This is a genomic window from Rhodopirellula maiorica SM1 (assembly GCF_000346295.1).
In the GTDB taxonomy this organism is placed as follows: Bacteria; Planctomycetota; Planctomycetia; order Pirellulales; family Pirellulaceae; genus Novipirellula; species Novipirellula maiorica.
In genome coordinates this window covers 1-9,622 of record NZ_ANOG01000760.1, presented here as the reverse complement: position 1 = coordinate 9,622, position 9,622 = coordinate 1, and the positions used below count along the sequence as shown (strand labels likewise).

General features: G+C 54.6%; 7 protein-coding genes. 6 read left to right on the top strand and 1 reads right to left on the bottom strand.

Annotated features, from left to right (window positions below; translation table 11 throughout):
- Positions 1-676, top strand: a 676-nt coding sequence (locus tag RMSM_RS24615; protein ID WP_144057931.1) for a recombinase family protein, incomplete at its 5' end; no start/stop codon positions are given.
- 136 nt (positions 677-812) lie between these two features.
- On the opposite strand, the gene RMSM_RS24610 is transcribed toward RMSM_RS24615, so the two are convergent.
- Positions 813-1,997 carry an AraC family transcriptional regulator gene (locus RMSM_RS24610; RefSeq protein ID WP_008702929.1) on the bottom strand — a complete coding sequence of 395 codons (1,185 nt, stop codon included), beginning with the start codon at positions 1,995-1,997 and terminating at the stop codon, positions 813-815.
- Between the two features lie 153 nt (positions 1,998-2,150).
- Between RMSM_RS24610 and RMSM_RS24605 the strand changes: the two genes are divergently transcribed.
- From RMSM_RS24605 to RMSM_RS24585, 5 genes are all read left to right on the top strand, one after another.
- On the top strand, positions 2,151-3,959 hold the full coding sequence (locus RMSM_RS24605; protein WP_008702928.1) for a sodium:solute symporter family transporter: 1,809 nt from the start codon (positions 2,151-2,153) through the stop codon (positions 3,957-3,959).
- 18 nt (positions 3,960-3,977) lie between these two features.
- The gene (locus tag RMSM_RS24600) at positions 3,978-6,281 is read left to right on the top strand and encodes an FAD-dependent oxidoreductase (RefSeq protein WP_008702927.1); all 2,304 of its coding nucleotides are present in this window, start codon (positions 3,978-3,980) and stop codon (positions 6,279-6,281) included.
- Positions 6,282-6,383: 102 nt separating this feature from the next.
- Complete coding sequence (locus RMSM_RS24595) at positions 6,384-7,469, top strand: glycoside hydrolase family protein (protein WP_144057930.1); 1,086 nt, start codon at positions 6,384-6,386, stop codon at positions 7,467-7,469.
- 510 nt (positions 7,470-7,979) lie between these two features.
- Positions 7,980-8,609, top strand: a complete 630-nt coding sequence (locus tag RMSM_RS40090; RefSeq protein WP_144057929.1) for a hypothetical protein — start codon at positions 7,980-7,982, stop codon at positions 8,607-8,609.
- Between the two features lie 211 nt (positions 8,610-8,820).
- A partial coding sequence (locus RMSM_RS24585; RefSeq protein ID WP_008702924.1) for a sulfatase-like hydrolase/transferase occupies positions 8,821-9,622 on the top strand: 802 nt, incomplete at its 3' end.

Below are 9,622 nucleotides of genomic sequence, written 5' to 3'. Positions count from 1 at the left end.
AGGCCAACGTCTGTTGAACTTGTCGTCGTCGAATGATCCTAGTTACAGCGATACTCCAGTTAGTCGACTGATGACCAACATCGTCGCAGCGGCTAGTGAGTTCCAACAGGATTTAACTCGCGAACGGACTGCTGACATGCGAGCAGCATTGAAACGTCAAGGCAAGCGAGTCGCAGGCCGGGTTCCATTTGGCTATCAGTCTGATCCCGAAACGAAGCAGCTTGTTGTTCATCGCAGCCAAGCGATGGTTGTTCGCGAGTTCTTTGCTCGAGCCGCAAGAGGTGTGCGCCCAAGCGTACTTGCTAAGTTTGCCAACGAAAAAAACTGGCTCGATCAAAATGGTGAGGCAGGCACCTGGACACCTCGCCGAATTGTGAAGCTGCTAAAAAACGCGACCTACACCGGCCAGGTTCGCTCGCCGGACGGTTGGCTTCCGGGTGAACATAAAGCCATCGCGAATTCTGATCTCTTTGACGCAGTTCAAGCTCACTTGTCATCACGAAACACGCGTAAAGCGAAAACGAAAGAACGCAAGCCTGCGAAGAATCCTTACCGAGTGAATTTGCTGGGGCGTCTCTTCTGCGGCCAATGCAATCGACCGATGACGTTGAAGGCGAGCGACTTTGATCAAATCGTACAAACGCTGATGCAGCAGGAAGACAACGGATTCAACTAACGCCAGGGCGGGTACACGAGCGCGACGGAGCTCTCGTCGGCGAAGTCGTCGGGCCCGAGAAATTTTTGCTGGATCGTCTTAGTACGCATTGCATTTGGTTGCATCGGCCTCCAAGACCCTGTTCGCTGAACCGGATTTAGCGGGCTCGCGTCATTGATCGGTAGCGGAGCGGCGTTTGACCGACAATGGACTTGAACATCTGCGTCATGTACTCCGGCGTGCCAAATCCTGATGCCGCCGCAACGGCGGGCATGGCCAAGTCGCTGGTCGACAGCAATTCCTTCACGCGTGCGATCCGCAGCCGATGGATTTCCTGTAGCGGTGTGCGTCCAATCATTTCACGAAACTTACGTTCCAAGTTTCGCCGAGTCATCGGCACATGGTCGGCGACCTCCGCGACGGTCAACTCGCCAAAAGCTCGTTCACGCATGTATCGGACCGCTCGAGCCAATTCGAAGTCTTCGATCGCCAGCGCGTCGGTCGACCCTCGAGTAACGACTTCAATCGGATCAATCAACACATCACTCCCATCGTCATTCATTCCCTTCATCAATCGATCCAGCCGGGCCGCGGCGCGAAATCCGATTTGTTCGGACGAGATCAGCACAGCGGACATCGACGGAACCGTCGCCTCACAAATCAGATCATCGTCGTCGCCAGCGAGCACCGATACTTCGTCTGGCACCAAGACATTGTGTAGCCGACATACTTTCAGCAACCGCGCCGATGCGGTCGTCCCCCACGAAAACACGGCGACGGGTTTAGCGATCTCCTTGAGCCACTGCCCCAGTTTTTGTTCTTGAGTTTTCCATCGCTTACTCGCCAACGATTCGTGGGCAAAATTGAAGACGCTTAACTCGGCATCGAATTGGGCCAGTGCCCCGCGAAACGCATCGACATGTCGGCGAACGTAGGAATGCCGCGTGGGCCCGACGTAGGCGAAACGACGAAAGCCGCGTGAGCGAAAATACTCGGTCGCCAGCGCGGCAACAGTCGCGTAATCCGTGGTCACACGTGGGAAAGCATCGCTTTCGGGCATCTTGATCCCACAAACATTGACGACCGAAGTGTTCAGCGATTGCAGATCGGTCGCCAGCCTCGCAGAGCCCACTCGCGCAATCACACCATCGCCATTCCAATCCGGCGGCAATTGCATCGCTTCGTCGCGTCCTTTCGGCTCGACCCATAGATGCCACGGGCCATGCTGTCTTGCGTAGCTGGTGACTCCGCGAATCAAACGTTGCCCCCAACCGGTCGACGTGTCCACGAGAATCGCAACTTGCGGTGGATCGTTCTTTCGTTTCAATCGTGTCTTCGCCATGATGCCTTTTCATTTGACGTGGGTGTCGCAATCGCAAAGAAAAATATCGCATATAGGACTTGCCGGCAACGCGTGTTGCCTTACGATAGGACCAAAACTGTCGTCCTACTCCCATCGAAGGATCATCGGCGTTGACCGCCGAGTTGCCAATCTGTGAGCCAAGTTGATTACCTCGTTCTGCTGCTTTACCTGGCTGGAATCTTCGGCGTGGGGTCGATGTTTGCGCTGAAGAACAAAAGCAGTGCCGACATGTTTGCAGCCGGTGGTCAGTCGCCATGGTGGACCAGCGGATTGAGTGCGTTCATGACGATGTTCTCCGCGAACACTTTCGTAGTCTGGGGCGGAATTGCGTATCGGCAGGGTGTCGTGGCCGTGCTGATTAACTTGATGTACGGCGTAGCAGCCATGTTGGTCGGCTATTTCGTCGCCGGTCGTTGGAAACAGATCGGTGTTCAGACGCCGGCCGAGTACATCCAACTGCGTTTCGGCAACGGCGTGTTGCATTTCTATACGTGGTTCATGACCGTATTTAAGATGATCACCACGGCGGGTGCGTTGTACGCATTGGGCCGGATTTTGGTCAGCCTGATGCCGCTGGCCGAAGGCAATCCGCTTCGTGATCCCGCGACCGGGAATCTGTCGCTGTTTTATGGGATCGTGATCTTCAGCAGCATTGTCGTGATCTACACGATGATCGGCGGGCTATGGGCGGTGCTGATGACTGACGTGTTGCAGTTCATCATCTTGAACCTGGCCGTTCTGTTTGTTATCCCGCTGGCGCTTGCGAAAGTCGGCGGACTGAGCGCATTTTTGCAAGGGGCTGGCGCGTCGCCTTCGCTGCATGTCAAAGCGGGCGAGGTGCTCACCGATGGTACATTGCTCAGTCCGATCTCGGGCAGTTACACGGTCTTCTTTTTGATGGGATGGTGCGCCGTTCACTTTTTCATGATCGGCGCTGAATGGGCGTTTGTCCAACGGTTCATTTGTGTCCCCGATGCGCGGGCCGCGCGAAAGAGTACCTATCTGTTTGGGTTTTTGTATCTTGGCAGTCCGATTTTGTGGTTGCTGCCGCCGCTGATTTGGCGAGTCGCTTCTCCGATTCCCGCTGGGGCCGACGAAAGCATGGTGTTGTTGTTGAGCGAAACCGCGTACATCGATGCCTGCCAAAGTGTGCTGCCGGTCGGCATGGTGGGATTGATGATCGCGGCGATGTTTTCGGCAACCGCCAGCATGGTGAGTTCGCAGTTGAATGTTTTCTCCGGCGTGATGACCCACGACATCTATCGACCGCTAGCCAAAATCGATGACACCGACGACGGCAAGCTCGTTTGGGTCGGGCGATTCATTACGCTGCTTTTGGGCGGCTTGCTGATCGCGATCGCTTTGGCGTATCAGTCACTCGGAGGTGCCGAAAAGGTAATCGTTAGCATCACCGAGATGGTGGTCGTGGCTCTGTTCGCACCGACGGTCTGGTCGCTGTTTAGCCGCAGCATCACGGCCCGTGCGGTCTGGGTGACCGCAGGTGTTTCATTGCTATTGGGCACCATCGTGAGGTTTGGGTTGGGGCCCGATGGATTTCTATCGTCGGTGGCCGCATTGACTCCATTGGCCCAGTGGACGCAAGCGAACACCAGTACCGTCAACACCTTCACTGGCGTGGTCGTTCCGGTGTTAATCTTGACCATCATGCAAATCACCTCTCGCGGGGTTGCGGCCGGGCATGAACGCATCACCGCAAAAGAACAGGCAACGTTGCAGACGGTGGTGGTCGAGTCGAGTCGGTTGCCAGCGATCATTGTCGGCTGGGCATTAGTTCTGTGCGGGCTCTTAATGTTCTCGCTGATGTTGCACCCGGAAAACGGCGATGCACTGACCACGCTGGGAGTGTTTGGCGTCACCCTCATTGCCCTGGCAACGCTAATCCTTGTGATGTCGTATCGGAAACAACCATCGCACCGTTAATCTATCGAAATTTCCGACATGAAGATTGCTGAACCTCAATCGAATCGATCGCTCTTAACGCGGCAGCTCAACACCGATTTGGTCATCGTCGGTGGCGGTTTGGCTGGCGTGTGCGCGGCGATTACGGCGGCCCGAGCTGGTATCGAAGTCGTCCTGATTCAGGATCGTCCAGTGCTCGGCGGCAACGCATCGAGCGAAGTGCGGTTGTGGATCCTGGGTGCGACCTCGCACATGGGCAACAACAATCGTTGGGCCCGCGAAGGTGGCGTGATCGATGAAATTCTGATCGAGAATTTGTACCGTAATCCCGAAGGCAACCCACTCATCCTCGACACGATCTTGCTGGAAAAGGTCGTCGAGGAACCGAAGGTAACGTTGCTATTGAACACGGCCGCATTCGAGGTGACCAAGAAGGACGCGGACACGATCGAATCGATTCGTGCTTTCTGCAGCCAAAACAGCACGATGTATGAAGTTCACGCACCGCTATTCTGTGATGCCTCAGGCGACGGCATCATTGGGTTCATGGCGGGTGCGGCGTTTCGTATGGGTGCCGAGTCGAAAGATGAGTTTGGCGAAGGGTTTGCGCCGGAAAAGGAATACGGCGAACTGCTTGGACACTCGCTGTATTTCTACACCAAAGACACTGGCAAGCCGGTTCGGTCCGTTCCGCCCAGTTATGCGTTGGACGATATCACTCAAATCCCTCGCTGGCGGAGCTTCAATGCCCGCCAGCATGGTTGCCAACTGTGGTGGATCGAGTATGGCGGTCGCATGGACACCATCCACCAGACCGAAGAAATCAAGTGGGAACTTTGGAAAGTCGTCTACGGGGTGTGGAACCACATCAAAAATTCCGGCGAATTCCCCGAAGCCGAGACGCTGACCTTGGAATGGGTAGGGCAAATTCCAGGGAAACGCGAAAGTCGTCGATTCGAGGGTGACACCATGATGATCCAGCAGGACGTCATCGAGCAGCGTTTGCACGATGACGCCGTCAGCTTCGGTGGTTGGGCCGTCGACCTGCATCCGGCCGATGGCGTGTTTTCGGAACTTTCCGGTTGTACTCAGTGGCACAGCAAAGGCGTCTACCAAATTCCTTATCGCTCGATGTATAGCCGCAACATCGGTAACTTGTTTCTTGCTGGCCGGATCATCAGCGCCAGTCATGTCGCGTTCGGTTCCACTCGCGTGATGGCGACTTGTGCTCACAACGGGCAAGCTGTGGGGATGGCGGCGGCGCATTGCCGAAAGCTGAACGTACTGCCGCACGAACTGATCGATGCAAAACACATTCGGCGGCTGCAACGCGATTTGCTGCGAACCGGTCACCATATTCCACATGTCGATATCGTTGACGAAGACGACCTCGCGGCCTCTGCGAAGGTCACCGCCAGCACGGTGCTGCGTCTCGACGAATTGGCTCCCTCGACCGAGACGGTGACGCTGGAAAGCGCCCGAGCGATGTTGATTCCCGTTAGCGCGGGTAAGATTCCAAAAATCGGTTTCCAGGCGTTGTCGAAAGCCGAGGCCGATTTGCGGGTCGAACTTCGCACGTGTAGTCGCGCTGAGAGTTTTACTCCCGACGTGTTGTTGGCCGAGGCAACGGTACCGGTGGCTACCCATGATCCGACCGAGTGGACCGAGATCGACTTTGAGGTGGAGCTTGATTCCGACCGCTACGTGATGGTTTGCTTCATGCCGAATCCGGATGTCACGTTGAAACTCAGCAACCAGCGTCTGACGGGCGTGCTATCGCTCAGCCAAAGCGGCAACAAAAAGGTCAGCAAGAGATCGATTCAGCAGCCGCCCGAGGGGATCGGCATTGATACGTTCGAGTTTTGGTTGCCCGAAAGAAGACCCGATGGCAAGAATCTGGCGATGAAGTTCGATCCGCCATTGAACGCATTCGAACCGAAAAACGTCAGCTTTGGTCCTCAGCGCCCCACGTCTTCGGCCAACGCATGGGTGGCCGATGCCGACGATTCATCCCCCTGGATCGAACTTTGCTGGGATGAACCCAAACAAATCGAACGGGTCATCGTTGCACTCGATACCGACTTTGACCATGCACTCGAGTCAGTCTTGATGGGACACCCTGAATCAGAGATCCCGTTCTGTGCGTCGACGGTTCGCATTCTCGACGAATCCAATCGTGTGCTCGCTGAGCGCAAAAACAATCACCAAACAATCTGTGACTTTCGAGTTGAACCGATCCAGTCGGTTAAGCTCAGGATTGAGCTGGAGGGATCGGCGGCAGGACTTCCCGTCAGTGTCTTCCGCGTGCAAGTGTTCGGTGCGGACGCGGAACTTGTGAAGTAGCCGATTTCGTTTTCTATCCTTTCGGCATCCCCAAGCCCCAGCCACCCTTTCAATTTCACTTTGCCACTAAAACTCGTGAAGTACCATCAAAAGAAAATCGCTATGATCACCGCGAAAGTTCCATGGTTGATGACGTTGGTGTTTTCGATGCAAATTTCGTGCATCGCGCAGGACATTAACACGGAATTCAATTTACGCCTTGGCGAAGTTCCGCAAACGGCAAAGTTCTCCAGCGACACGATGAGCATTTGGGGCGGATCGTTGGTCAAAGGTGACGACGGGCTGTACCACCTGTTCTATTCACGCTGGGAGAAACGACTTGGCTGGGCCTGGGTCACTCATTCCGAGATCGCTCATGCGATTTCGAAAACTCCCTTCGGTCCGTTCGAACATCGGGACGTCGCGCTACCGCCGCGAGGTGCCGAATACTGGGACGGCCTTTGCACTCACAATCCAACCGTCCACAAGTTTGACGACAAGTACTACTTGTACTACATGGGTAACACCGGCGACGGAGCAGTCGTCGGTGGCCCTGGAGATCAACAACTGAATTCCACCCATCGCAATCTGCAACGGATCGGAGTTGCCGTTGCCGATTCACCTGACGGACCCTGGCAGCGAACTGAGAAACCATTGATCGATGTGTCGCCTGAACCGGATTCACTGGACGCTTTGATGGTCAGCAATCCATCGGTCGCCCGCCGGCCCAATGGTGGCTTTTTGATGGTGTACAAGGCGGTCGGCAAAAAGAATCCGGGTGTGTGGGGCGGGCCGGTTGTCCATTGCGTGGCGACATCGGATAGTCCGACAGGGCCGTTCGAGAAGCATGACCAACCTGTCTTTCAAGCGAAAGGACATGATTTTCCCGCCGAAGATCCATTCATTTGGTTCCAGGACGGGAAGTACAGGGCCATCGTCAAAGACATGCACGGAGCATTTACCGACGCAGGTCAGGCACTGGTGATGTTTGATTCCGTCGACGGATTTGACTGGCAGTTGGCGAAAAAACCATTGGTTTCAACATTGCAAATCAAATGGCAAGACGGAACGATCCAAAAGTTGAAACACCTGGAACGACCGCAACTGTTCATCGACAACGGCAAGCCGGTCGCACTGGTTTGCGCCGCAGACACAATCGACGAGGCAAACGTAATCCACTCGTTCAATGTTCAGATTCCCGTTAAGTAAATTACCGTCGGGTGAACAACAACTGACGTAGTGGACGAGGTTACGAGTCCTAATGCACGGGACTCGTAACCTCGTCCACTACCAAAAATGTTCACGCGATCCTCACTCGAACTCAAGAGGCGATCTTTCATGTTTCCAAAGTACACCCTTCCCCTATTGCTACTAGCATTTTCAACATCCGCTATCGGACAGGAGGCGACCGGTCTGCCGACAGAGATTCGCGATCAATATGCACCGCAAGTCGACCCGAGTATTTCTGACGAGTTCAATGACGGCAGGCTGGATACAAAAAAATGGGGGAGGCGAAACACGGGTGGGCCAAGCTTGACGGACAACGTCGATGACGAAAGTCTGGTTGTGATGGAGTCGGATGCGTCGAATCCGGAGTCCGTGGCCAGATATGTGTCGTTCAAGGGGACGGCACCCGACGGAGTCCCAAAAACGGCGGGCATCGTTTCAAGAGCCACGGGCTATTTCGGATTTTATGTCGTGCGATTCCGATATCGCGGGTTGGACTCGCCCGAAGTCCGCAAGAAGAAGACGATTTGGCACCCATCCGTCTGGTCCGGCATTCTGGATAATACGGAAGGTGTGAAACGCCGTTCGACGAACAGCCCATTTTGGCTGGAAATCGATTTTATGGAGTGGGAAACCCAGAGTGGTGGTTGGAGCTGTGATGCACCGGCGCGACTGGTGGACAGCAAAGGCGTCAAACGCAAAGTTGTCACAAAGGGCCCCGGATTGGAAAAGGCCATCGTGAAGGACGAGGTTCCCATTCATGACGATCGATGGCAAATCGTGGGTCTGGAGTATACGCCGGAACATCTCAAGCTTTGGCGTTGGGATGATGGCAATTGGGAATCCTTCAGTGACCGGCATGTGACCTTCGTCAAGGACGACTCGGTGACACCTGAGAGCAAGTACACGATCGAGACGATCGGCAGAAAATCAGCTCAGCCATGCTTCTGGTTGCTCGGAAACGTTGTGTCCCGCTACCTGATTCCAAGCATTGAGGAGGGAACGGTGAAGCACTCGATGGACGACATGTCCTTCGACGTCGACTATTTCAGGTATTACCGGCACAAGAGCGTGAAAGATGCCGACTGGCCCTGGGAGAATCAACTTCCCAACGGCGGATAGCAGGAAGCCATGATCGAACCGAAGTTGTAGCGATCGCGTGCTTAATCGCAGTTGTCGTGTCAATTCAAACTATGATCCCTGATTGAAGACACTTACAAGAAATGGCCCCGTGTTCGCACGATTGGTATTCGGAAACCGCGATACGCTCGGTTGGATACTGCATAGAAGATCACTTGAAAACAGAAAACCTGATTAAGCGACAAGAAAGCGAATGATAAATACTAAATCTGTACGATGTGCGACCGCCTGGACCCTCTTTATCTGGACGGTTGCGGTTGCAGTAGATTTCACTTCAGCGGCGCGTCCCAATCTGATCTTCATCCTGACCGACGACCAGCGATACGACACGCTCGGATGCACCGGCAACACCTTTCACCAGACGCCAAATCTGGATCGGCTTGCTGCCGATGGAACGCTATTCGCCAACGCGACCGTGACGAGCGCGATCTGCACTCCTAGCCGTGCCTGTTACTTCCTGGGGCAATACGAAAGGAAGCACGGTGTCAATTTCAACTCTGGCACCTCCATGAAAAAAGAAGCCTGGGAAACCAGCTACCCCATGCGTCTTCGGCAAGCGGGCTATTACACGGGATACGTCGGTAAGAACCACGTTCCGATTGGTCAGTTCGGATACGAATCCGGAGTCATTGAGGAAGGTTTTGACTTCTGGTACGCGGGACATAAACACCTGACTTTCTATCCCAAGGGGCTTCACGAAATTTTTCGCCACGCCAAAGCCGACACTCAAATCGAAATCGTCGACGAAGGCGCGCAAAGTTTCCTTGATTCACAAACGGATTATATTGCCGGCTCCGCTGCTTTCCTGAAACGCCGACCAGAGGGGAAGCCCTTTTGTTTGTCCATTGCGTTGAACCTGCCTCATGACGCGGGAACCGAAACAATGGAGATGCGGGCAAATGATCCCGAACTGTATCGAACCAGGTATCGAGATCGAATCGAGCAAGTCGCGATTCCAAGCACTTACCAGGCAAAGGATCAAATCACTAACCCAA